The organism is Nesterenkonia sp. CL21 (assembly GCF_031705515.1).
In the GTDB taxonomy this organism is placed as follows: Bacteria; Actinomycetota; Actinomycetes; order Actinomycetales; family Micrococcaceae; genus Nesterenkonia; species Nesterenkonia aethiopica.
Genome location: NZ_JAUTWR010000012.1, coordinates 67,762 through 90,646 on the forward strand (window position 1 = coordinate 67,762; position 22,885 = coordinate 90,646).

The following is a 22,885-nucleotide window of genomic DNA, read 5'->3' on the forward strand; positions in this document are numbered from 1 at the left end:
AATGGGTAACTTTGTGTCGAAGGGCTCATCTCGTGGGACAGGACGGCGTGCCGCGGCGCTGCCGAGTCTCAGGGATCTGCCGGTGACCCCTCGTCGAGGACCTCATGCATCAGGATGTGCTTGGCCGCACGGTCGGCCCGGAGCACCAAGCCTGCCATGACCGCCCCGAAGGCGGCGATGCAGGCTCCGGTGTACCACCCCTCCACGCCCGCCGGGAGCGGGCGTCCTGTGCTGTACAGCATGACGCCCACGGTCAGCGAGGCGGCGCTCGTGCCCACCGTGGCCCAGCTCCAGGGGAGCGCCGCCGCATGGGCGGTCTCCCAGGCGTTCTCTGATGCGGTCGTGGCCCAGGTGCGGATCCCGATGAGGTCGTTGCGCGGCCCGGAGCGGCCGGTGAAGCAGGCGACGACGATCAGCAGCGAGCAGTGGAGGAGAGCAGCGGGGGCGATGAGTGCTGTTCCGTCCATAGGGCGATGCTACCGGGTGGGCTCCTGCGGTGACCTGGGATGACGTGGGCGGATGGGCATCGGCGCCCTGCCGATCAGTGCTCCGCTTCCACGGGGACGTCCACCGCCCGCCACGGCTGGGACCACGGGCGTTCGGCATGCTCGCTGCGCCCGGGGACGTCGACGACCACCTCATCCTGGCCGGTCGTCGGCCACAGCACGGTGGCCACCGCCCAGGCGCCGACCTCGGCGTCGGCATCGTGGCCGAATCCCCGATCGCCGGCGATCACCCGCCAGGGGTCGCCGTGCTCGATGATGAACCCGTCCCTGTCGGAGCCTTCGACGTGCTCCGTGCTGCCGAGCTCCAGCGGGAACTGCCGCTCGTCCCCGACAAGAAGCGTCAGCGCGTCCACCTGATGTCCTGGGCTGTAGGGGTTGTCGTGCCCCTCGTGCATGCCCAGGTCCCCGAAGCTCAGTGCCCAGGCCAGCGGGCCGGCGTGCTCCTCGCCGTCGAAGGGTTCGGTCACCTCCACCCGCACACGGCCGACCAGCAGGTCGCCGGCGGGGCGGACCTCTTCCACGGTGACCTCCACCGCACCCCCGTGGGGGCCGCTGACAGTGATCGGCTCATCCGCGGTGCCCACCGGTCCGTCGGTGGGCGGGAGTTCGGTGACGTCGTCGTCGCCGCTCGTGTCGCCGTCGTCGGACTCCTCGGACGGGGAGTCGGCCGCGAGGCCAGGTGTGTAGTGCAGCTCCACCCGCCGGTTGAGGGCCCGACCCTGATCCGAGTCGTTGCTGGCCACCGGTTCGTGGAAGGCTCGGCCGTCGGTGCTGACGGTGAAGTCCTCCAGGTCGGTCAGCTCGCCGAGCCGCTGGTGCACCGCCTCGGCCCGATCCTCGGAGAGCTGCTGATTGTGCTCCAAGGAGCGTACGTCGTCGGTGTGACCGATGATCTCGAGCTCCCCGCCGTCAGCACGCTGGAGCTCTTCGGCGGTGGCCTGCAGGGCGGCGTCCGCGTCGTCGGTGAGCGTGTGCTCGTCGATGTCGAAGAGGATGTCGGAGTCCAGAGTGATCGTGGCCTCGTGGTCGGACTCGCGGATCTGGACGTCGCCGTCGGCGAGCTCCCGGTGGACCTGCAGGTTCCAGGTGGTCTCGTGGACCTCCACCAGCTCGCTCAGCGCATCCTGCACCGGAAGGTAGTCGGAGGTGTCCACCTCGTCGGCGTCGACGACCCCGACGTCTTCGATCAGCCCCAGGTAGGGCAGCAGCACAGCCGTGGCGTCGGTGCCGGGGTCGCGGTGGACCCCTGCCCAGCGGACCGGCCCGTCCCCGGCCCGAGCGCTGGCCTGTTCGACGTCCGCCAGGTGTTCCTCGGAGGTGCCGTCGGTCGCGTAGGCGGGGAAGGACAGCGTCATCGCCTCGGTGTCCACCACGCGCACCTCGTGAGGGTGCACGCCGTAGCGCTCCAGGTGGTACTCGCCGTCGGGGGACGTCACCTCATAGGTGATGAGTCCGTTGAGCAGTCCGTCCTCGTCCTCGCCGGTGGGGACACGGACGAAGGGGTGGACCACGACCCGCAGATCGACCTCCTCCATGGCGTCGAAGTTCCACACGGTCTGCTCCACCACCACCGGCTCCGTGAGGTCCGGCTCCTCGTCCTCCTCGTCGGCGTCGTCGGCGTCGTCAGGATCCTCGTTCGGTTCCTCGTTCGGTTCCTCGTTCGGTTCCGCGGTCGGCTCCTCGGTCGGCTCCGCTGGCGGCGGGGTGCTCTCGGGGCCGCAGCCCAGGGCCAGCAGGACGACGCCGACGACGGCGGCATGCCGCAGCGATCCGCCGCGGGACCGGGCAGACCTGGGCACCGGTTTCTCACGGTCACGGGGGTGGTCACTGCGCTGTGCCATGGGGATCAGCTGCTTCCGTCTGGTCGTCAGTCGTGAGTTCACTATCGCAAATACTCCACGGGGTGTCAACGGATCAGCCGTACTGGGCGGTACCGTGGTGGAGCACGAGACGGCGCTGACCGATGGAGGCCGCATGGGGCTGAGGAATCTGGCCTACAGCATGTACGAGTCACGGCTCAGCCGCGCCCTGCCCAGGGACAGGATGCCTCAGCACATCGGAGTGGTGGTGGACGGCAATCGCCGCTGGGCCAAGCTGGCCGGCACGCCGACCGCCGACGGGCATCTCGCCGGGGCCAACAAGATCGTGGAGTTCATCGACTGGTGCGCCGATCTGGGGATCCCGACGGTGACTCTGTACATGCTCTCCACCGACAACATGAACCGTTCCGCCGACGAGCTCGACCAGCTCATGGAGATCATCGGCGACACGCTGGACCGTCTCGCCGAGAGTCGCCCCGGCGGCCGTCCGGTCAGGGTCCACCCGGTGGGGGCTCTGGAGATGCTGCCCGAGCCGCTGGCCGCCCGGCTGCGTCAGCTGGGCGAGCGCAACGCCGCGGCAGCGGAGCCGGTGTCGGAGGCCTCCGGAGGCAGGGGCGACGACACCGATGCCGGCACCGGCACTGAGGCCGAGACTGTCACGACCCGCACCGGCAGCATCCGACGCATCGTGCGGCGGAGCCGGGAGCAGGCCCCGGTGGTGCATGTCAACGTCGCCGTCGGGTACGGGGGCCGACAGGAGATCGTGGATGCGGTCAAGGACCTGCTGCGTGATGCCGAGGCCGCGGGGCGGGGGCTCTCCGAGGTGGCTGAGGATCTGACGCCCGGATCCATCTCTCAGTGGCTGTATACCCGCGGGCAGCCTGATCCGGAGCTGATCATCCGCACCTCGGGGGAGCAGCGGCTCAGCGGCTTCCTGATGTGGCAGTCCGCCTATTCCGAGTTCTACTTCTGCGAGGCCCTGTGGCCGGACTTTCGCCGCGTGGACTTCGTCCGCGCCCTGCGTGACTACGCCCAGCGACAGCGCCGGTTCGGCAGCTGAGGGCCCGGCCGTGACGACGCCGTCGCACAGCGTTCACCGAATCGTCATGTGACACTCCGCACAGCTGACGCGCTCAGGCCCCACCCAGCCCCTAGTCTGGGGACTGTCAGGTATCTGACCGGGAAGGCCCACACATATGCCGAGTGGCAGCAGGGGTCGGTCCGGCCCCTGGTGGGGGTCGAACCGCAGCCAACGTCCGACCATCGATGCGGGAACACCTGAGGTTCCGTCGACGTGGACGTCCACGCTCCTGGTGAGCGCCGTGGACGACCGCACGGCGGGGCCTCTTCTCGTTTCCGGACTGGAGTAACCGTGGCCGTCACCACTGAAGTCCCAGCACCTGCCGAGCACTCGGCCGACTCTGTCGCCCAGGAGGTCGCCCAGAAGTCCTATGTGCTCGACACCTCGGTCCTGATCTCGGACCCGAAGGCGATCCTGCGGTTCGCCGAGCATGAGGTGATCATCCCCGTCGTCGTGATCTCCGAGTTGGAGAGCAAACGTCATGACTCCGATCTGGGCTACTATGCCCGGTCCGCTCTGCGGCTCCTGGACGACCTGCGCGTCGCCCACGGGGCGCTGAACCAGGCGATTCCGCTCAACGAGGAGGGCGGGCACCTGATCGTGGAGCTCAACCACATCTCCCTGGACGTCCTGCCCCACGGGTTCCGCGGCACGGACAACGACTCCCGCATCCTCGCGGTGGCGAAGAGCTTCGCCGATGAGGGCCGGGACGTCACCGTGGTCTCCAAGGACCTGCCGATGCGGGTCAAGGCCTCGGCCATGGGGCTCGAGGCCGATGAGTATCGGAACGAATGGGTGACCGACTCGGGATGGACCGGGCTGGCGGAGATCGCCGCCACCGAGCAGCAGGTCTCCGAGCTCTACGCCGGGGAGCGGATCGACCTCGAAGAGGCCTCCGACCTCCCGGCGAACACCGGGCTGATCATCTCCTCCGGCAGCGGCTCGGCGCTGGGCCGTGTCAAGGCCTCGGCCGGTGAGCCGTTGGCGGACGAGCCGCGGGCCACGCATGTGGAGGTCGTCCGCGGGGACCAGGAGGTCTTCGGCCTCCACGGCCGTTCCGCCGAGCAGCGGTTGGCCATCGACATGCTCATGGACCCGGAGGTCGGGATCGTCTCGATGGGGGGTCGCGCGGGGACGGGGAAGTCCGCGCTGGCCCTGTGCGCCGGATTGGAAGCGGTCCTGGAGCGCCGCGAGCACAGGAAGATCATCGTGTTCCGGCCGCTCTACGCCGTCGGCGGCCAGGAGCTGGGCTACCTGCCCGGCACCGAGGCGGAGAAGATGAACCCCTGGGGCCAGGCCGTCTACGACACCCTCGGAGCGCTGGTCAGTGAGAACGTCCTCGAGGAGGTGACCCACCGGGGCATGCTGGAGGTGCTGCCACTGACCCACATCCGGGGGCGATCACTCCATGATGCCTGGGTGATCGTGGACGAGGCCCAGTCGCTGGAGAAGAACGTGCTGCTCACCGTGATGAGCCGCATGGGCCAGAACTCCAAGATCGTGCTGACCCACGACGTCGCCCAGCGCGACAACCTGCGGGTGGGCCGGCACGACGGCGTCGCCGCCGTCGTCGAGCTGCTGAAGGGCAACCCGCTGTTCGGCCACGTCACCCTCACTCGGTCGGAGCGCTCACGGATCGCCGCGCTGGTCACCGAGGTGTTGGAGACTCCCTGAGAGGCGAACCCTCCCTCATCCGGATCAGGCCCGGGCCGCACGGTCGGCTCGGGCCTGCTTCGTGAAGAAGAACGCCACGACGACGCCGGCGACCGCCCCGGCCAGGTGTCCTTCCCAGGACACCCCCTGGCCTGAGGTGATCGGGAGCATGCCCAGTATCAGGGAGATGCCCTGGAAGAACAGCACGAACAGGGCGCAGACGACGGCGAGCACTCGGCGGGTCATCAGCCCATAGGCCACCAGGAACGCGGCGAACCCGTAGATGACCCCGGAGGCGCCCACCTGCAGCGGTGTGATGCAGGCGTCGAAGCCGTCGGGGTGGTTGCAGATCCAGTTGCTCGCCGGGCGTCCGATCAGCCAGAGCAGGGAGCCGGAGATCAGCCAGATGCTGGTCATCACCAGCAGGAAGCGCCGCACCAGCAGGGCGATGAGGCCGCCCAGCAGCAGCCAGGACATCGTGTTGCCCATGACATGTCCGAAGCCGCTGTGCAGCAGGGGAGTGAAGAGGATGCCGGAGAGCCCGTCCAGGGTCCGGGGCCGCAGCCCGAAACTGCGATTGAACCAGTCGCCGGCCGCGATGCTGATCAGCCAGACCGCCCACATCGCCAGCACCGGGACCACCACGGGCGCGAACGTGCGCACCAGGTGCCGCCGGGCGTCCTGCCACAGGGTGCCCCAAGAGTCGCGGCCCTGCGGCTCGCCCGCCGGTCCCCTCGACGCGGAGATGTCCCTCATGCTGCCTCGCTCCCTGAGCTCGCTGCCGGTCCCGTCACCGTCCTGACCTGGTCTCCATTGTAGGGAGCGAGGGTGACGGAAAGTCTCCTCGCTCAGCCCTCGGGCGTCGGTGCCGGCAGTTCCTCAAGTTCTCCTGGGTTCTCTGTCGCTGCTGCGGCAAGTTCTTCAGATGAGTACACCTCGTCGCCGCGGGCCTCGTCGGGTCGGGATCGGTACTGGGGTGCAGGCGGGGTCCATGTCCGTTGCCGTTGGTGGATCATCGCGTAGAACTCGTCGAGCGCCACCATGACCGAGTTGATGAAGGAATCCTTGCCCTTCGTGGTCTTCTGCAGGCCCAGGTGGCTCATGCGAGAGACGGTGAAGCTCGTGATCTCAGGGAAGTCAGCAGGGAGCGCCTCCTTGGGATCGTGTCGAAACTCCTCCAGGGGTGCCGCATGACGTCGGCGAGCTCCATGGGCTTCCACGACGACGTCTGACAGGTCGCCATCGAGCGGGCGGAGGAGCCAGTTGATCCTGGTGACGTTCCTGGCGTGTCCCGACGCCGGGAATGTCGTCGAGATGTGAACCTGTCGGGCTCTCAGGTCGCAACGGATGTCCACGTCGCTGATAGTCCCAGGAATACGGATCGTGGCGGAGAAACTAGCCTCATTCTCAAGCTCTGATGCCAGTTGGGCTGCCCGGGCGTTCAGATCGTCGCGCAGTTTCCGAGGCAGTCGCGGAGCGACGTCGACTCCCAGGCGCTGTCCGAGCTTGAGGCAGCTGTAGCGGATGAGTCCGTCGAAACGTGTGGCGACATCAAGTACCTCGGAATCGTTGCGACGGATGAGTCCTGTCTTCACACACTCCGTCACGCCGGTCCAGGAGGGGCCCATATCGGTGAACTCGAGTGCTCCGGAGTTCTCATGTTCGAGGTAATGGATGAGCTCGCCGAGAATCCACTGCTGTTCATTGTCTTCGATTCCACGGACTTCCCGCTCCATGATGGCGATAGAGATGAGTCGGACCCAGGAGAAATGGAAGACAGGAACAGCCCTGAGCTTTCTACCGTCGAGAGACAGCGGGTGTGCTCCCTGGATGGGCGGGATCTCGTTGGAGATGGTGATGACGGCGTCGAACCCGTTCTCCTTGGCCACTTCCATATAGCTTTCGACCTGGCCCTTCTCGAGAGGGTTCGCCTGGGTCTTGACCTCGACGAGAGCAGTCCAGACCGTCGTCCCCCGTGTGACGCGGATCAGTCCGTCGGGTCGCGGTGTCCGTTTGGACTTCTTGTCCTCGAAAGCGACTTCGACGAAACACTCGACGTTGGCGCGCACCCGGCCCAGCGGTGCTCCGCACTGCTTCAGCACGGCATGGGAGAAGCTGGGAACGATGCTCAACACAGCGAGCAAGGCTGAGGTGGCTCTGACTTCTTGATCGGTTGATCCCTTGATTCCGGATGTGGGAATCAGTCGTGCTTCACGCCATGCTTCGCCCATGATGGACCCCTCAGACAATTCAGTTCGTCTCACGGAGATAGTGATTCAGGGTACAGGCTTGACGATGTGGTGGACAGGGGTACGGAGGGCGCTCACGCGTCGAACGCTGTCCTGGGTTCAGACTGTCCCACGGAGGCCACCAGCTCGGTGGCGAGGTTCCGCAGCTTGACGTTCCGATTATTGGAAGCTCTCTGCAGGATCGTGAACGCTTCTCCCTGGCTGCACCGGTTCTGGGCCATGATCACGCCCACCGCTACGTCGATGACGGTCCTGGACTCCATCGCCCGGCGACGGTCTGCGGCCTCCTCGGCCTCTCGGGCGATCCTGACCGCCACGGACAAAGCTCGAGAGGCCAGCGCGGCGTGGTCACGGGCGCGCTCGACGTCTGCGTCTCCGAATCCGGACGGCTCCGGCGTGTAGAAGTTCATGGCCGCGGCCCCGGCCCCCTGCAAGGTGAGCGGCACGGCGAGGATGCTGCGGAGGCCCGTCTGACGCACAGCCTCCATGTAGGCGGGCCAGCGGGTCTCGTAGCGGACGTCCGGGACCCGGATGAGGGTCTCAGTACGCTGAGCGTCGAGGCAGGGCCCTTCGTCGAAACCCGCCTGGGTCTCATCGAGCGTCTTCGCGTGAGGGCTGCTCCACCCCACCACCACATTGCGACGATCCCGCTTCAACAGGACTCCGCATTCGGTGGCTCCCGGGACACCGACTTCGACGGCGGACAGGCGCGCCAGGTCGTGGAGGAAGCCGGACATATCGTCGTTCTCGGCCAGCAGGTCGTAGAGCCTCTCCGCCGGGGAGGCGGGGCGGTCGTCCGGTGTCATCGCAGGTCCTCTCGGCGTGGGGGTCCTTCCCGCGGGCGTCGGCGCAGATCCGCCCAATATAGGCCACGATGCGGCCAGCGGGAGCGTCTGACGGCCGGATACCCCTCGGCGGCCGACAGACCCTTCCAAAGAATGCATTCCCTATGATTCAGTGGTAGTCGGGTCTAGCAGCAGGCCCGTCTTCTGCACCGTCCGAGGAGTGGATGATGCACAGCCCTCTTGACATCGATGTCGCTCCCGACAGCCTGCGCGGGGCCCTGAGGGTCAGGGTCCGTGGAGCATTGACGGCGCGGACCGCGCCGCGGCTGATCACCTTCCTGGAGCGCCGTGCCCACCTGCCCGACAGTCCCGAGCTGGTCGTGAGCCTCTGCGGTCTCGACGAGGTCGACCCCGACGCCCGGAACCAGGTCATGGACCATGTGGCCGAGCACAACGCACGCGCTGACGTGCCCACGATCAGCCTGGACCTTCCGCTGCCCGACGACGCTCCCGCGCAGTGGGACGAGTCCTCGCCTGCGACGGAGTCGACCGGACGCCAGGGCACCACCGTGCGGGAGGTCATGGTGCCGATCGGTGCGACGATCTCCTGCACCCAGACGCTGCGGGAGGCCGCCGACCGGATGCCCGAGCAGGGATGCCTGGTGGTCCTGGGGCTGGCGCACCAGCCGCAGGGCGTGATTCCCCGCGACCGTCTCCACCGACTGAGACAGTCTGAAGCTCCGCAGTGGCGGCACAAGCTCTGCGCCTCCGCAGAGGAGGCCTTCGTCGGGGAGGTCTCGGTGGACTCGGCCCCGCCTCCCGACGGCGTCGCCGGACCGCTGGTGGTGCTCGACGGGGACGAGCCCGTCGGCGTCGTGTACGTCGAGACGGCCCGGGTGTCGGGATCACCGACGGGACGAGCTCGATGACGACCAGCTGCTGCCGATATGTGACGGCCCGGCGGAGCGGCCCACTGGTCTGACAGGACGGACCGTCCACAGGCCGGCGGTGACCGGTTCCACCGGCGAAGGGATCCTCCGTAGGCTGGAGAGGTGATCCTCTTCATCGGTGACCTCATGACCTCGGGGTCTGGTGCGGAATTCCTCGCCGGGGCGCTGCTGCTCCTGGGAGGTGCCATCTTCGCGGTGTGCGCGGTGGCGCTGAGCTTCATCGACCTGACCGAGCACCGCCTCCCGAACCGCATCCTCTACCCGTGGGCGGGGGTGACCACCGGGATCCTGATCTTGGTGGCCCTGCTGCTCGGTGATCTTCCCGGGCTGCTGCGCGGCGTGGCGGCAGGGCTGCTCTGGGGGTTCGTGTTCCTCCTGGTCCGACTCGTCCACCCGCCGTCCATCGGCATGGGGGATGTCAAGCTCGCAGTCGTGCTGGGCCTCTACACGGGCTTCCTCGGCTGGGTGACCGTCGCCGCCGCCGTCGTGCTCTCCTTCGTCCTGGCCGGGGTGGTGGCCATCATCCTGCTGATCACCCGCCAGGCCGATCGGCGGACCAGGATCGCCTTCGGCCCGTTCCTGATCATCGGCACGGCGCTGGCGCTGATCGGCAGCTGAGCGGCTACGCTGGCAGCCGATGGCACCCACACCTGACTTCATCCGTGACCTGCGTACCCACATCGGCACCGCTGATCTGTGGATCCCTGCCGTCCGGGGTGTGGTCGTGCGCCGGCACGACGGCGGCGCCCCGCTGCAGGAGCCGGAGGTGCTGCTGGTGAAGCGCAGCGACAACGGCGCGTGGACCGTCACCTCCGGGATCCTGGAGCCTGGCGAGCAGCCCGGCGAGGGCGCGGTCCGGGAGATCGAGGAGGAGACGGCGGTCGTCGCCCGTCCGGTGCGAGTGGCCGGGGTCTTCGCCACGCACCTGGTGCAGTACGGCAACGGCGACCGCTGCCGCTACCTGGACACCGTCCTGGAGATGGAGCCGGTCTCGGGCGATCCGCGGGTCAACGACGACGAGTCGGTGGAGGTCGGCTGGTACCCGGTCTCCGCCCTGCCGGAACCGCTGGCCGAGGATCAGCGGATGGTCATCGGGTGGGCGCTCGACGACGGCGCCCCGGCCCGGCTCCTCACCGGCTGAGCTCGGCGAAGACCTTCCCCGGATTCAGGATCCCGGCGGGGTCGAAGAGCTCCTTGATCTGCCGCTGCAGGGCGAACTGGTCGGCGCCGAGCTCGTCGACGAGCCACCGGCGCTTCAGCAGTCCCACACCATGCTCCCCGGTCAGCGTGCCGCCCATGGCCAGCGCCATCTCGAAGATCCGTCCGGCGGCCTCCCAGATCCGCTCCGGCACACGGTGGCCCTCGAAGGAGAACGTGGGGTGCAGGTTGCCGTCGCCGGCGTGGGCGGCGGTGGGGATGAGCACCCCGCAGTCCTGCTCGATGCGACGGATCTCGGCGAAGGCGTCCGCCATGCGGTCCAGCGGCACGGCCACGTCCTCGATCAACGGAGTGCCGCGGGCCTCCAGCGCCGGGAACATCTGCCGGCGCAGCCCGAAGAGACGCTGCGCCTCCGCCTGGTCGCGCGCCACCTGGACATGGCCCCCATGGGACTGCAGGATCGTCGCGCAGGCCTGCAGCTCGGCCGCGGCGGACTCTCCGTCGCACTGCAGCAGCAGGAACGCCTTGCCGCCCTGCGAGGGGTCCTCACCGGTGAAGGAGGTCAGGGCGTCCAGGCAGGGCCGATCCAACAGCTCCATGGCGGCCGGGATGTGACCCGCGTGGACCAGTGCCGAGGAGGCGGCCGCGGCGTCGACGATGCTGCTGAAGGTCGCCGTCAGGGTCGGGGTCTCCCCGCTCACCGCCGGACGCAGCTTCAGCGTGGCCTCCACGATGATCCCCAGCGTCCCCTCCGATCCGATCATCAGGGCGGTGAGGTCGTAGCCCGTGACGCCTTTGACGGTGCGGTGCCCGACGTCGAGCCGGCGCCCGTCGGCCAGCACCACGGTCAGTCCCAGCACGGACTCCCGGGTCACGCCGTATTTGGCGCACAGCAGACCGCCGGCGTTCATCGCGATGTTGCCGCCCACGGTGGAGATGTCCTTGCTGGCCGGGTCCGGGGACCACCAGAGACCGTGGGCGGCCAGCTGCTCGTCCAGTCGCCCGTTGATCACTCCGGCCTGCACGACGGCCAGCCGGTTCTGCGGGGAGATCTCCAGGACACGGTCCATCCGTTCCAGGCTCAGCACGATCTCCCCGTCCCCGGCGGTGGCGCCGCCGGCCAGTCCAGTGCCCGCTCCGCGGGTGACCACGGGTGTGGCGTGGCCGCTGGCGGTGCGGCACACCTGCTGGACGTCTTCGACGCTCTCGGCGTGGACCGCCGCCAGCGGCAGCCCCTCACCCACATGGCCGGACCGATCCGTGGACAGCGCCCGCAGGGCCGCCGGATCGGTGGTGACCCGTCCGGGCAGTGCGGCCTCGAGCTCGGCGACGACGGCTGCGGACATGACAGGGCCTCCTGGAGGGGCGAGTGGGGATCGGCGCGGTGGGGATCAGCCCGGCTGGGTCATGGACTTCACGTCGAGGGCCTCGTCCAGCTGCGCCTCGGTGAGCTCGCCGCGCTCCAGGTAGCCCAGCTCCACCACGGCCTCCCGGACCGTCACCTTGTTCTTGACCGCATGCTTGGCGATCTCGGCGGCGGCCTCGTAGCCGATGTGCTTGTTCAGCGGGGTGACCACCGAGGGGGAGGCGCCGGCGAGGAACGCACAGCGATCCTCGTTGGCGGTGAGCCCGGAGATCATCTTGTCCGCCATCACGTAGGAGGTGTTCTTCAGCAGGCGGATCGACTCCAGCAGGTTCGCCGCCATCACCGGGATGCCGACGTTGAGCTCGAAGGCCCCGTTGGTGGACGACAGCGCCACCGTGGTGTCGTTGCCGATCACCTGGGCGCACACCTGGATGGCGGACTCACAGATGACCGGGTTCACCTTGCCCGGCATGATCGAGGATCCCGGCTGCAGGTCCGGGATGGCGATCTCGCCGAGCCCGGTGTTGGGGCCCGAACCCATCCAGCGCAGGTCGTTGTTGATCTTGATCAGCGAGTAGGCGATGTTGCGCAGCTGACCGGAGGCCTCCACGAGCCCGTCCCGGTTCGCCTGCGCCTCGAAGTGGTCGCGAGCCTCGGTCAGGGGCAGGCCGGTGTCCTCGGCCAGGTGGGCGATGGCCTTCTCCGCGAAGCCCAGGGGGGTGTTGATGCCGGTGCCTACGGCGGTGCCGCCCAACGGGACCTCGGCCACGCGCGGCAGGGAGGACTCGATGCGCTCGATGCCGTAGCGGACCTGCGCCGCGTAGCCGGCGAACTCCTGGCCCAGGGTCACCGGGGTGGCATCCATCAGGTGGGTGCGGCCGGACTTCACGACGTCGGCGAACTCGGCGGCTTTGGCCTCCAGGGCCTCGGCCAGGTAGGCCAGGGCGGGCTTGAGGTCATTGATCAGCGCACCGGTGGCGGCCACGTGCACCGAGGTGGGGAAGACGTCATTCGAGGACTGCGAGGCGTTGACGTGGTCGTTGGGGTGGACCTCCTTGTCCGAGCCCTTCTCCTGCAGCGCCTGGTTGGCCAGGGTGGCCAGCACCTCGTTGGTGTTCATGTTGGAGGAGGTGCCGGAGCCGGTCTGGAACACGTCCACCGGGAAGTGCTCGTCCAGCTCACCGGAGGCCACCTTCTCGGCGGCGCCGGCGATGGCCTCGGCGAGCTCGCCGTCGAGCACGCCCAGCTCCTGGTTGGCCAGGGCGGCGGCCTTCTTCACTCGGGCCAGCGCCTCGATGTGGGCGCGCTCCAGGGTGCGTCCGGAGATGGGGAAGTTCTCCACGGCGCGCTGGGTCTGGGCCCGGTACAGCGCGTGGGCGGGCACCTTCACCTCTCCCATGGTGTCGCGCTCGATGCGATATTCGGTCTCAGCAGCAGAGTTCTGGGTCATGGGCCCATTCTATGGACGCCGGTGAGGCTCCGCGTCGAGCCGTCGCACTGTGAAGCGCGTCGTGTGATGCGCTCAGACTTCGCCGATGGTGCCGACCAGGTCCGCGCGTCCCTCGGCCAGCCGGTAGGTCACACCGATCACCGCGGTGCGGCCGTCCTGGACGGCCTCGTAGATGGCGCGGGAGTGCTCGGTGATCCGCGAGACCGTCTGCTTCACGTGCTCCTCCACGGTCTCGTTGACCGTGGTCAGTCCCTGGCGCTGGGCGGCCAGCACGGACGGCGTGATGCGCTCCACCAGGCTGCGCACGAATCCGGTGGGGGTGGTGGCCGAGGCGGCGGACTCCATGGCGGCGGTGACGGCGCCGCAGGAGTCATGGCCGAGCACCACGATCAGCGGGACCTCCAGCACGTCCACGCTGTACTCCAGGGACCCCAGAACCGCGTCGTCGATCACTTGGCCGGCGGTGCGGACCACGAACACGTCGCCCAGTCCGACGTCGAAGATGATCTCTGCGGCCAGCCGGGAGTCCGAGCAGCCGAAGATCACGGCCATCGGGTGCTGCCCGTCGGTCAACGAGCTGCGGCGGGCCGCGTTCTGGTTGGGGTGGGCGACCTCCCCGGAGACGAACCGGGCGTTGCCGGCCTGCAGGCGCTCCCAGACGTCGGCGGGGCTGGGGGTGGGGGAAGCACTGGCGGCGTCGGTCATGGTTCTCCTCTTGGGGTGGCTGAGGTGCTGGGCGGCAGGTGTTCTCAGACGAGGGTAGGGCGGATCACTGGTCTGTGTCGGAGTCCTCACCGTCGGCTTCGTCCCGCGGGTCTTCGCCCAGGGACGCCACCACGGCCTCCAGCGCGCGGTCGAACTCCTCCTCGGAGGCGTCGCCGCCGATGACCACAGTGGTGCCGTCGACGTCGTTCTCCTCCTCGGTGAGGACATAATAGGTGCGGTCACGGTCGCCGTCACGGACCTCGAACTCCAGGCCGTCCACGGTGTGTGTGCCGGCGGGGGACGCCTGCCGGGTCTCCTCGGCGATCCAGGTGGGATTGCCCTGGGCGGTCTGGGCGAAGCCGATGAAGTCCACTGCGTCGGTGGTGTAGCCGACCTCCCAGACGGGCACGCCGTGCTCCGGACGGGTCTCCCAGCGGGCGTAGTTCGCGGACCATCCCTCCGGCACCTCAGGGGCCAGGGGAGCGAAGGTGGCGACGTCGGCCACGTAGGCGGCCTCCTGGTGGACGTCCTCGTCCCGCTGGTAGGGCTCCACGTCCGGCTCCGGGTTCATCATGTAGAACGCGGCGACCGCCCCGACCGTCACGGCCATGGTGATGACCATCGCGATCATCGGCTGCGAGATCCGCTTCGACTGGGCGGGGGTCAGCTGGGGCTTGGGCGGGGTCGGGGCCTGGTCCTGTTCGCGTTCTGTCACCCGTCCATTGTCCCAAAGTTCTGCCGGTGCTCCGTCCACCTGTCCTTCAATGACGGGGCGGCAGCTCCTCGGCCAGCAGGGCATAGCCGACGCCGTCCCGCCACCCGAGGTCCCGGTGCAGCGACTCCCGGACCGTGGAGGTCTCGCGGCGCATGCCCAGGGCCTCCATGAGCCGCCAGGAGCCGGTGTTCTCGGCGAAGCAGCCGGCCTGCATCCTGCGGACACCCAGGTCAGCGACCAGCTCCATGAGAGCCCGTACCGCCTCCCGGGCGTATCCATGGGCCTGGTGCTGCGGAGCGAGGGTCCAGTCCAGTTCGACCTGCGTGCCCTGAGCGTGATCGGCGGCCTCCTGCTGGGCCCATCCGTCCTGCAGCCGCGCCCCCACATCGCCTACCAGCCCACCGTCGCTGCGGCGTCGCACGGTGAACTTGGAGCCCTGGGGCAGCCACCGGTCGCAGAGCTGCTCCGGGGCCTCGTACCGGCGGGACATCCAGTGGGTGGTCTCCGGCAGGCGCCAGTACTCCCAGACCTCGTCGAGGTCGGCGGCCGTGAACGGGCTCAGGGTCAGCCGCTCGGTGAGCACAGGGAACGCCGTGCCTCGGGCCGCGCAGAGCTCGTGGAAGGTGCGCTGAGAGGTCGTGTCCGCGGTCATAGGTGTCAGCCTAGCGCCGTACAGTGGTGCTGATGAGTCAGGATCAGCCCGACGACGCAGCACCCGCACCTGTGGGCAGGACCGGCCTGCAGTGGGGCACCTATCTGCGCAACACGCTGCTCGTCCTGGTGCTGCTGCTGATGCTCTGGCTGGCCTTCAACGTGCGGCTGCCGTCCGTGGACGAGCTGCGTGCGGACATGGAGAGCCTCGGCTGGGCGGCCTGGATCGTGTTCGTGCTGCTGTACGCGATCGTGGCCATGACTCCCATCCCGGTGACGATCATGGCGGTCACCGGAGGGCTGCTGTTCGGCATCGTGGAGGGCAGCGCCCTCTCGGTCATCGGCGTGTTCATCGGCTGCTGGGGCGCCTACTGGCTGGCCCGGGCGCTCGGACGCGCCACCGTGGTGAAGATGCTGGGCACCCACGCCGACACCGTGGAGCGGCATCTGGCCGACGCCGGGTTCCAAGCGGTGGCCACGCTGCGGCTCATGCCCGGCCTGCCGTACTGGCCGGTCAACTACGGCTCCGGCGCGTTCGGAGTCTCTCAGCGGGACTTCCTGGTGGCGGGGCTGATCTCCACCGTCCCGGGGCAGGTGTCCCTGGTCGCCGTCGGCGCGTTCATCTCCGAGCCGGGCGTGGTCCCGGCTGCGGTGGTGCTGTGCGCCTGGGCGGTGGTGGTCACCATGACCATCTGGGCGCTGCGCGCCTGGAAGGGCACCTCATCGCGCCCGCTGCCGGGTGACCGGTTCCGCCGACGCAGCTGAGGCCGCCTCGGCCCGGCGCACGACCTGCTCGGCGTGGCGGATCAGCGGCAGGTCCACCATCGCCCCGCGGAACCGGAAGGCGCCGCCGTGGTGGGGCACCTGCGCCAGGAGGGCGCGGGCGTGCTCCAGCTCCTCGGCCGTGGGCGCGTAGGCCTGCCGGATCAGCGGCACCTGGGACGGGTGGATGCAGGCCTTGGCCGCCCAGCCGCTGGCCACCGCGTCGGCGGCCTCCTCCGCCAGGCCCGTGACGTCGTCGATGTCCGCATAGATCGCGTCGATCCCGGCGGCGCCGTGGGTGGCGGCGGCGAGCAGCACCTGGGCGCGGGCCTGCCGGGCCACGTCCCGGTAGCGGCCGTCCGCGCGCCGGGAGGAGCTGCCTCCGAGGGAGGCGATGAGGTCTTCGGCGCCCCACATCACCGCCACCACCTGCGGGTGGGAGGCGATCTGCTCGGCCCGGGTGGCGCCTGCGGCGGTCTCGCACAGCGGGATCAGTCCGACCCCGGGCAGCGCCTCAGCGGCTGCGGCCACGTCCTGCGCGGACTCGGTCTTGGCGAGCATCACCAGCTCCACCGGGCTGCCGGCCAGCAGAGCGACGTCGGCGTGGAAGTCTCCGGTGTCAGCAGGGCTGATCCGCACCACCGTCCGGGCCCGCAGGTCCGCGCCCCCCGGGCCGGCCAGCGTATCCAGGTGCGCACGCAGGTGATCTCGAGCCGCGGGCTTGTCCGGCTCGGCGACGGCGTCCTCCAGGTCGAGGATCACCGCATCGGCCCGCTCGGCGGCCTTGGCGTAGCGTTCGGGACGATCGGCCGGGCAGAACAGCAGGGTGGGCCCGGCGGTGAACACCCGACCGCTGACCTCACGACGGCGGCTCATGCGGATCCTCCTGAGGTGCCTTCTGCTGTGCCGGACCGGTGGGCCTCCTCGGAGACCCAGAGCATCACGGAGCGGACGCATTCGGCCACCACGGTGCCCTCCTGGTTGCGGCCTCGATGCCGGATCCGGGCGATGCCCTGCCCGGGACGGGAGCCGGAGGGGCGCGTGTCCAGGATCTCCGACTCCGAGTACAGGGTGTCGCCGTGGAACAGCGGATGCGGGAACGAGACGGCCTCGAAGCCGAGGTTCGCCACGATGGTGCCCTGCGTCAGCTGCGCCACGGACGCGCCGACCAGCGTGGACAGGGTGAACATCGAGTTCACCAGGGGCCGGCCGAAGGGCTGCTGGGCGGCCCAGTGGGCGTCCAGGTGCAGGGACTGGGTGTTCATGGTCAGGGTGGTGAACCCGACGTTGTCCGCTTCGGTGACGGTGCGTCCCGGTGCGTGCCGGTACACCGCCCCGACCTCGATCTCGTCCAGGTAGAGCCCTCGCTGCTGGATGATCCGCTGCTCGCTCATGCGTCCAGCCCCAGGCTCCGGGCGATCAGCATCAGCTGCACCTCGGTGGTGCCCTCCCCGATCTCCAGGATCTTGGAGTCCCGGTAGTGCCGGGCGACGACGGACTCGTTGATGAACCCGTAGCCGCCGAACACCTGAGTGGCGTCGCGGGCGTTGTCCATGGCGGCCTCCCCGGCGATGAGCTTGGCGATGGCGGCCTCGGTCTTGAAGGGACGGCCCTCCAGCATGCGGGCCGCGGCGTCGTAGTAGGCCAGCCGGGCCGAGTGCGCCCGGGCCTGCATGCGGGCGATCTTGAAGGAGATCGCCTGGTTGGTGCCGATCGCGGCGCCGAAGGTCTCCCGTTCCTTGGCGTAGCGCGCCGCCTCGTCCACACAGCCCTGGGCCGCGCCGGTGGCCAGGGCGGCGATCGCGATCCGGCCCTCGTCCAGGATCCCCAGGAAGTTCGCGTAGCCGCGGCCGCGCTCGCCGAGCAGGTTCTCCTGCGGCACGCGGACCCCGGACAGGGTCAGCGGATGCGTGTCCGAGGCGTTCCAACCGACCTTGTCATAGGCGGGCTCTGCGGTGAACCCGGGAGTGTCGGTGGGCACCAGGATCGTGGAGATCTCCTTCTTGGTCCGGCCGTCGGGCAGCTGCTGCTCCCCGGTGACGGCGGTGACGGTGACCAGGGAGGTGATCGTGGTGCCGGAGTTGGTGATGAACTCCTTGGTGCCGTCGATGACCCACTCGTCGCCGTCGAGGACCGCCCGGGTGCGGGTGCCTCCGGCGTCGGAGCCCGCCTCGGACTCGGTGAGCCCGAACCCGGCCAGCCGTCGCCCGCTGGTCAGCTCCGGCAGCCAGCGCTGCTTCTGCGCCTCGGTGCCGAACCGGTGGATGGGCATGGCCCCCAGAGAGACGCCGGCCTCCAGGGTGATCGCTACCGACTGGTCCACCTTCGCCAGCTCCTCCAGCGCGAGGCACAGCGCGAAGTAGTCGCCGCCCTGCCCGCCGTGCTCCTCGGGGAACGGCAGTCCAAACAGCCCCATCTCACCCATCTGGGCGATCACCTCGTAGGGGAAGGAATGGTCGGCGTCGTGCGCCGCAGAGACGGGGGCGACCACCTCCTGGGTGAAGTCGCGGACGGCCTCCTTCAGGGCCTGATGCTCCTCGCTGAGCACATGGTCCATACGTAGATCCACTTCTCACTCCTCCTTCGTCACGGTCGCCAGCACCTGGCCGAGCGACACCTGCTCCCCGGCGGCGACGGCGAGGTTCGCCGTCCCGTCGAACGGGGCGAGCAGCCGATGCTCCATCTTCATGGCCTCGATCGTCACCAGCGGGTCCCCGGCGCGGACCGTGTCGCCGCTGGTCACGGCGACGGCGATCACGGTGCCGGGCAGCGGGGCGGTCACCTCGGGGGCGGCCTCGGTGAGCTCCGCCTCCCGCTGGGCGAGTGCGGTCAGGGTCTGGGTGGTCCGGTCGGCCACGGTCAGCCGTGCCGTGACCCCGTCGGCCCAGGCCCAGACGACGACCCCGGCGTCGGAGCGGTCTCCGCGGGCCAGGGCGACCGGCCTGCTGCGCCCGTGCCGGGTGAGCAGGTGGGTGCCCGGTCCGCCGTCGGGCGTGGCGGGGCCGTCCAGGGATGCTGTGCCGTCGAGGGGGACGGTGGTGGTCAGGGTGTGGCCGTCGGCACCGGCGTGGGTGACCAGCACCGAGGGCACGGCCTGCTCGGCGGCGCGCCAGCCGTCGCAGGCCCATCCTTCGCCAGGAACCGGCCGGGGCTGGGCGACCAGCAGGGCGGCGGCGGTGAGCAGATCGTCGTCCGGTCGGGGGAGTGCAAGGTCCGGCAGTCGCCGCGCGATCAGGGTGGTGTCCAGGCGTCCGGCCCGGACGTCGTCATCGTCGAGCAGGCCCCGCAGATAGGCCAGGTTGGTCTCCACTCCGAGGATGACCGTCTGTCCGAGCGCCCGGTGCAGACGGGACAGGGCCTGGGCCCGGTCCGCGGCGTGGGCGATGACCTTGGCCAGCATGGGGTCATAGTCGATGCCGACGGCCTGTCCGGCCCGCAGTCCGGTGTCCACACGGACCCCCTCGCCGGAGGGCTCGTGGAGTCGCAGCAGCGTCCCGGTGGCCGGGAGGAACCCGGCCTCGGGCTGCTCGGCGTACACCCGGGCTTCGACGGCGTGCCCGGTCAGCCTCACGTCCTCCTGGGTCAGCGCCAGGGGCTGACCGGCGGCGATCCGGATCTGCTGCTCCACCAGGTCCACCCCGGTGATCTCCTCGGTGACGGGGTGCTCCACCTGCAGCCGGGTGTTCATCTCCATGAAGAAGAACGTCCCGGGGTCCTCGTCGGAGACGAGGAACTCGACCGTGCCGGCCCCGCGGTAGTCCACGCTCCGGGCGGCCTGGCACGCCGCCTCGCCCAGCCGGGCCCGGATCTGCTCACCGTCCTCGGTGTCCAGCAGCAGGGGGGAGGGTGCCTCTTCGATCACCTTCTGATGACGGCGCTGCAGGGAGCATTCGCGTTCGCCCAGGTGGATGACGTCGCCGTGGGAGTCGGCGAGGACCTGGACCTCGATGTGCCGGGGGCTGCGGATCAGCTGCTCGATCATCAGCGAGTCGTCGCCGAAGGCCGCCTGGGCCACGCGGCGGGCCGCCGGCAGGGCCTCGGCCAGCTCCTCGGGGCGCTCCACGACCTGCATGCCTTTGCCGCCGCCGCCCGCCGAGGGCTTGATCAGCACCGGGTAGGTCATCCCGGCGGCGGCCTCGACCAGGGCGTCGTCGTCGAGGCCCGGGGCGGACACGCCGTCGACCAGCGGCACCCCGGCCGCGGCCACATGCTCCTTGGCCCGGATCTTGTCCCCCATGATCTCCAGCGCCTGCGCCCCGGGGCCGATGAAGACGACTCCGGCGGCCTCGCAGGCCCGCGCGAAGGAAGCGTTCTCGGAGAGGAAGCCGTAGCCGGGGTGGATGGCCTCGGCCCCGGTGGTGCGGGCGGCCTCGATCACGGCGTCGACGTCCAGATAAGAGGCGGAGGCCGCGGCGGGGCCGAGGCAGACCGAACGGTCAGCCATCCGCACGTGGGCGGCGTCGACGTCGGCCTCGGAATGCACGGCCACCGCGGTGATGCCCAGGCGATGCAGGGTGGAGATCACCCGACAGGCGATCTCTCCGCGGTTGGCCACCAGGACGGTGGTGAAGAGCTGGTCCATGCTGGCCTCCTACATCCTGAACAGGCCGAAGCCCGACGCCGGCAGCGGGGTCCGCGAGCAGACCTCCAGCGCCATGGAGAGCACCCGGCGGGTGTCGGCGGGGTCGATGATGCCGTCGTCCCAGAGCCGGGCGGTGGAATAGTACGGCTGTCCCTGGTCCTCGTAGGTCTGTCGGATCGGCGCCTTGAACGCGTCCTCCTCCTCGGGGCTCCAAGTCTCGCCTGCGGCCTCGAGCTGGTCGCGCTTCACGGTGGCCAGCACGGAAGCGGCCTGCTCGCCGCCCATCACGGAGATCCGCGCATTGGGCCACATGAACAGGAACCGGGGCGAGTAGGCGCGCCCGCACATGGAGTAGTTCCCGGCCCCGAACGAGCCCCCGATAACCACCGTGATCTTCGGGACCCGGGTGGTGGCCACGGCGGTGACCATCTTGGCGCCGTGCTTCGCGATTCCTCCGGCCTCGTAGTCACGGCCGACCATGAACCCGGAGATGTTCTGCAGGAACAGCAGAGGAATGCCCCGCTGGTCGCACAGCTCGATGAAGTGCGCGCCCTTCAGGGAGGACTCGGAGAACAGGATCCCGTTGTTCGCCACGATGCCGACGGGGTGCCCGTCCACGTGGGCGAATCCGGTGACCAAGGTGGTGCCGTAGTCGCGTTTGAACTCGTGGAAGGCGCCGTCGTCGACGATCCGGGCGATCACCTCGTGGACGTCGTAGGGCTGATTGACGTCCTGGGGAATGATGCCGTCCAGGTCACCCACGTCCAGCCGCGGGGGGCGGACCTCGGAGGCAGGCTCCCAGGCCCGCGGCGCGGGAGCGGGGAGGGTGGCGACGATGTCGCGGAGGATCTGGAGAGCGTGGTCGTCGTCCTCGGCGATGTGGTCCGCCACGCCGGACTCGGCGGTGTGGACCTTCGCGCCCCCGAGCTCCTCGGGCGTGACGACCTCTCCGGTGGCCGCCTTCACCAGCGGAGGCCCGCCCAGAAAGATGGTGCCCTGGTTCCGCACGATCACTGACTCGTCGCTCATGGCGGGCACATAGGCCCCGCCGGCGGTGCAGGAGCCCATGACCGCGGCGATCTGCGGGATGCCCTGCGCGGAGAGCTGGGCCTGGTGGTAGAAGATGCGGCCGAAGTGGTCCTCATCCGGGAACACCTCGTCCTGCAGCGGCAGATACGCCCCGCCCGAGTCCACCAGGTAGAGGCACGGCAGCCGGTTCTCCTGGGCGATCCGCTGAGCCCGCAGGTGCTTCTTCACCGTGACGGGGAAGTAGGTGCCGCCTTTGACGGTGGAATCGTTGCACACCACCATCACGGGCCGACCGTGGACCAGCCCGATGCCGGTGATGATTCCGGCGCCGGGGGAGGCGTCGTCGTACATGCCGTGGGCGGCCAGTGCGCCGATCTCCAGGAACGGGCTGCCGGCGTCGAGCAGCCGGTCCACGCGCTCGCGGGGGAGCAGTTTGCCGCGCTGCTGATGCCGACGTCGTGACGCCTCGGAGCCGCCGAGAGCGGTGCGACGCAGGGTCTGGTGCAGCTGGTCGCGCAGTTCGCGGTTCCGGCGGGCGTTGGCCGCGAAGGTCTCGTCCCGGGGGTCCACGGCGGTGGAGAGGGTGTGCGAGATGCCCCGTGGCTCCACGTCTTCCTCCTGGTGTCCTGCAGTTGGGTGTCCAGCAGTTCGGTGTCCAGCAGATCCGGTGCCGGTCAGGTCCGACGTCCGGTAGATTTGGGTGAACGACGGTTCACTGAAAACGACTCTAGTGGCGGTGATCACATGATGTCCATCCCGGACGGCGGGTTGGGCGGGGCGTCGGACCCGCCGCGGACCCGCCGCCAGCAGGAGAAGGATCGACGGCGGCGCGATCTGCTCGAGGCGGCGGGCCGGCTGTTCGGCACCCGGGGCTTCGCCTCAGTGGCGCTGGATGACATCGGCAGTGAGGCAGGGGTGACCGGGCAGGCGATCTACCGGCATTTCAAGGGCAAGCGGGACATGCTGGGCCAGCTGCTGCTCGAGGTCAGTCAGGAGCTGCTGGAGGGAGGCAGAGCGCTGGGGGCGGATGCGGGTGACCCCGAGGGGCGGCTCCGGCGACTCATCGCCTTCCAGGTGCGCTTCGCATTGCGCAGCCCGGAGGTCATCCGGGTTCAGGAGCAGGAGCTGGGGCGGCTGGCGGACGGCGATCGCCGGCGGATCCGTCGCATGCAGCGTGAGTACATGGACATCTGGGTGGATGCCGTCGGTGCCCTCCATCCTGCGGCGGGATCGGAGGAGTTGGGCCTCCGCGTCCACGGACTCTTCGGCCTGATCAACTCCACCGCGCACTCGCTGAAGCATGTCCACGGCCGGGCGCCTTCGGCCGAGACGCTGGAGATCGGAGCCCGCGCGCTCGAGGTGATGGCGCAGGCCGCTGCGGAGGTGGAGATGCCGCGCTGAGCGGCGGCGTCAGACGTGTTGT

General features: G+C 69.4%; 22 protein-coding genes. 7 read left to right on the top strand and 15 right to left on the bottom strand.

Annotated features, from left to right (window positions below; all coding sequences use genetic code 11):
• Positions 1–68 precede the first annotated feature (68 nt).
• Both Q7C18_RS14915 and Q7C18_RS14920 read right to left on the bottom strand, forming a co-directional pair.
• Positions 69–467 (bottom strand): SdpI family protein, encoded by a 399-nt coding sequence (locus Q7C18_RS14915; RefSeq protein WP_311026034.1) that lies wholly within the window; start codon positions 465–467, stop codon positions 69–71.
• A 74-nt stretch (positions 468–541) separates the two neighbouring features.
• On the bottom strand, positions 542–2,347 hold the full coding sequence (locus tag Q7C18_RS14920; protein ID WP_311026035.1) for an OmpA family protein: 1,806 nt from the start codon (positions 2,345–2,347) through the stop codon (positions 542–544).
• 133 nt (positions 2,348–2,480) lie between these two features.
• On the opposite strand from Q7C18_RS14920, the gene uppS reads away from it, so the two are divergent.
• Together uppS and Q7C18_RS14930 are read left to right on the top strand one after the other, a co-directional pair.
• Positions 2,481–3,386: a polyprenyl diphosphate synthase gene (uppS, locus tag Q7C18_RS14925; RefSeq protein ID WP_311026036.1), complete on the top strand. Its 906-nt coding sequence runs from the start codon at positions 2,481–2,483 to the stop codon at positions 3,384–3,386.
• Between the two features lie 393 nt (positions 3,387–3,779).
• The gene (locus Q7C18_RS14930; RefSeq protein ID WP_311026076.1) at positions 3,780–5,081 is read left to right on the top strand and encodes a PhoH family protein; all 1,302 of its coding nucleotides are present in this window, start codon (positions 3,780–3,782) and stop codon (positions 5,079–5,081) included.
• Between the two features lie 24 nt (positions 5,082–5,105).
• Here Q7C18_RS14930 and Q7C18_RS14935 read toward each other — a convergent pair whose 3' ends face one another.
• The 3 genes from Q7C18_RS14935 to Q7C18_RS14945 form a co-directional block, all read right to left on the bottom strand.
• On the bottom strand, positions 5,106–5,816 hold the full coding sequence (locus tag Q7C18_RS14935) for a rhomboid family intramembrane serine protease (RefSeq protein ID WP_083277691.1): 711 nt from the start codon (positions 5,814–5,816) through the stop codon (positions 5,106–5,108).
• A gap of 92 nt (positions 5,817–5,908) precedes the next feature.
• On the bottom strand, positions 5,909–7,291 hold the full coding sequence (locus Q7C18_RS14940) for a hypothetical protein (RefSeq protein ID WP_311026037.1): 1,383 nt from the start codon (positions 7,289–7,291) through the stop codon (positions 5,909–5,911).
• Between the two features lie 92 nt (positions 7,292–7,383).
• Positions 7,384–8,115 (bottom strand): GAF and ANTAR domain-containing protein, encoded by a 732-nt coding sequence (locus Q7C18_RS14945; RefSeq protein WP_311026038.1) that lies wholly within the window; start codon positions 8,113–8,115, stop codon positions 7,384–7,386.
• 203 nt (positions 8,116–8,318) lie between these two features.
• Between Q7C18_RS14945 and Q7C18_RS14950 the strand changes: the two genes are divergently transcribed.
• The 3 genes from Q7C18_RS14950 to Q7C18_RS14960 all read left to right on the top strand — a co-directional run bounded on the left by Q7C18_RS14950 (position 8,319) and on the right by Q7C18_RS14960 (position 10,185).
• Positions 8,319–9,023: a hypothetical protein gene (locus Q7C18_RS14950; RefSeq protein WP_311026039.1), complete on the top strand. Its 705-nt coding sequence runs from the start codon at positions 8,319–8,321 to the stop codon at positions 9,021–9,023.
• A gap of 123 nt (positions 9,024–9,146) precedes the next feature.
• Complete coding sequence (locus Q7C18_RS14955; RefSeq protein WP_237090101.1) at positions 9,147–9,662, top strand: A24 family peptidase; 516 nt, start codon at positions 9,147–9,149, stop codon at positions 9,660–9,662.
• 19 nt (positions 9,663–9,681) lie between these two features.
• Positions 9,682–10,185 (top strand): NUDIX domain-containing protein, encoded by a 504-nt coding sequence (locus tag Q7C18_RS14960; protein ID WP_070161620.1) that lies wholly within the window; start codon positions 9,682–9,684, stop codon positions 10,183–10,185.
• Here Q7C18_RS14960 and Q7C18_RS14965 read toward each other — a convergent pair.
• The 5 genes from Q7C18_RS14965 to Q7C18_RS14985 all read right to left on the bottom strand — a co-directional run bounded on the left by Q7C18_RS14965 (position 10,175) and on the right by Q7C18_RS14985 (position 15,090).
• On the bottom strand, positions 10,175–11,548 hold the full coding sequence (locus Q7C18_RS14965; RefSeq protein ID WP_311026040.1) for an FAD-linked oxidase C-terminal domain-containing protein: 1,374 nt from the start codon (positions 11,546–11,548) through the stop codon (positions 10,175–10,177). The genes Q7C18_RS14960 and Q7C18_RS14965 overlap by 11 nt on opposite strands.
• Before the next feature lie 45 nt (positions 11,549–11,593).
• Positions 11,594–13,018 carry a class II fumarate hydratase gene (locus Q7C18_RS14970; RefSeq protein WP_311026041.1) on the bottom strand — a complete coding sequence of 475 codons (1,425 nt, stop codon included), beginning with the start codon at positions 13,016–13,018 and terminating at the stop codon, positions 11,594–11,596.
• A gap of 72 nt (positions 13,019–13,090) precedes the next feature.
• Entirely contained in the window at positions 13,091–13,723 is a 633-nt protein-coding gene (locus tag Q7C18_RS14975; protein WP_311026042.1) for a carbonic anhydrase, read from the bottom strand.
• A 64-nt stretch (positions 13,724–13,787) separates the two neighbouring features.
• Positions 13,788–14,438, bottom strand: a complete 651-nt coding sequence (locus tag Q7C18_RS14980) for a DUF4245 domain-containing protein (protein WP_311026043.1) — start codon at positions 14,436–14,438, stop codon at positions 13,788–13,790.
• Positions 14,439–14,484: 46 nt separating this feature from the next.
• Complete coding sequence (locus Q7C18_RS14985; RefSeq protein WP_311026044.1) at positions 14,485–15,090, bottom strand: GNAT family N-acetyltransferase; 606 nt, start codon at positions 15,088–15,090, stop codon at positions 14,485–14,487.
• A 32-nt stretch (positions 15,091–15,122) separates the two neighbouring features.
• Between Q7C18_RS14985 and Q7C18_RS14990 the strand changes: the two genes are divergently transcribed.
• Entirely contained in the window at positions 15,123–15,854 is a 732-nt protein-coding gene (locus tag Q7C18_RS14990) for a TVP38/TMEM64 family protein (RefSeq protein ID WP_311026045.1), read from the top strand.
• On the opposite strand, the gene Q7C18_RS14995 is transcribed toward Q7C18_RS14990, so the two are convergent.
• The 5 genes from Q7C18_RS14995 to Q7C18_RS15015 are packed head-to-tail and all read right to left on the bottom strand — an operon-like array spanning position 15,810 to position 22,071.
• On the bottom strand, positions 15,810–16,727 hold the full coding sequence (locus tag Q7C18_RS14995) for a CoA ester lyase (protein ID WP_311026046.1): 918 nt from the start codon (positions 16,725–16,727) through the stop codon (positions 15,810–15,812). The genes Q7C18_RS14990 and Q7C18_RS14995 overlap by 45 nt on opposite strands.
• A complete protein-coding gene (locus tag Q7C18_RS15000; RefSeq protein ID WP_311026047.1) occupies positions 16,724–17,245 on the bottom strand; it encodes a MaoC family dehydratase in 522 nt (173 codons plus the stop codon). Before Q7C18_RS15000 ends, Q7C18_RS14995 begins: the two co-directional genes overlap by 4 nt.
• Positions 17,242–18,408: an acyl-CoA dehydrogenase family protein gene (locus tag Q7C18_RS15005; protein WP_311026077.1), complete on the bottom strand. Its 1,167-nt coding sequence runs from the start codon at positions 18,406–18,408 to the stop codon at positions 17,242–17,244. The genes Q7C18_RS15000 and Q7C18_RS15005 overlap by 4 nt, the downstream gene beginning before the upstream one ends.
• Before the next feature lie 15 nt (positions 18,409–18,423).
• Positions 18,424–20,433, bottom strand: coding sequence for a biotin carboxylase N-terminal domain-containing protein (locus Q7C18_RS15010; RefSeq protein ID WP_311026048.1), 2,010 nt, complete (start codon positions 20,431–20,433; stop codon positions 18,424–18,426).
• 9 nt (positions 20,434–20,442) lie between these two features.
• Positions 20,443–22,071, bottom strand: a complete 1,629-nt coding sequence (locus Q7C18_RS15015) for a carboxyl transferase domain-containing protein (protein WP_396954380.1) — start codon at positions 22,069–22,071, stop codon at positions 20,443–20,445.
• A gap of 135 nt (positions 22,072–22,206) precedes the next feature.
• Between Q7C18_RS15015 and Q7C18_RS15020 the strand changes: the two genes are divergently transcribed.
• Positions 22,207–22,863 carry a TetR/AcrR family transcriptional regulator gene (locus Q7C18_RS15020; RefSeq protein WP_311026049.1) on the top strand — a complete coding sequence of 219 codons (657 nt, stop codon included), beginning with the start codon at positions 22,207–22,209 and terminating at the stop codon, positions 22,861–22,863.
• The last annotated feature ends 22 nt before the right edge of the window (positions 22,864–22,885 follow it).